Source organism: Mesorhizobium sp. M00.F.Ca.ET.216.01.1.1 (genome assembly GCF_004010325.2).
GTDB lineage: Bacteria > Pseudomonadota > Alphaproteobacteria > Rhizobiales > Rhizobiaceae > Mesorhizobium.
The window spans coordinates 1-332 of sequence record NZ_SADR02000333.1; the positions used below are offsets into that span (position 1 = coordinate 1).

Sequence of the window (332 nt, forward strand, 5' to 3'; positions counted from 1 at the left end):
GGCCAATGGACGTAGACGCCGAAGCCGGGGCCACGGTCGAGCGGCATGGTCTGGCCGGTCGCGATCATTTTGAGCCAAGCCGCGCCAAATCCAATCGGGCCAAATCCAATCGGGCCTGCGCGAATTTCTGGAAGGCGCGAGCACGATGCGACAGCGCCGTCGCCTGGCCGGGCTTCCAGCCGTGCTTTTGCTCGGCGCTCATCTCGCCGAACGTCTTGTCGAAGCCGTTGGGCAGGAAAACCGGATCGTAGCCGAAACCGAGCGTGCCGCGCGGCGGCCACACCAGCGTGCCTTCGGCTTCGCCACGGTAATATTCGGCCTCACCGTCAGGG

The 332-nt window shown here is 65.4% G+C and carries 1 protein-coding gene; it reads right to left on the bottom strand.

Going from position 1 to position 332, the window contains the following annotated elements:
* Positions 1 to 64: 64 nt before the first annotated feature.
* Positions 65 to 332, bottom strand: a 268-nt coding sequence (locus EN859_RS36345; RefSeq protein WP_281015683.1) for a non-canonical purine NTP pyrophosphatase, incomplete at its 5' end; no start/stop codon positions are given.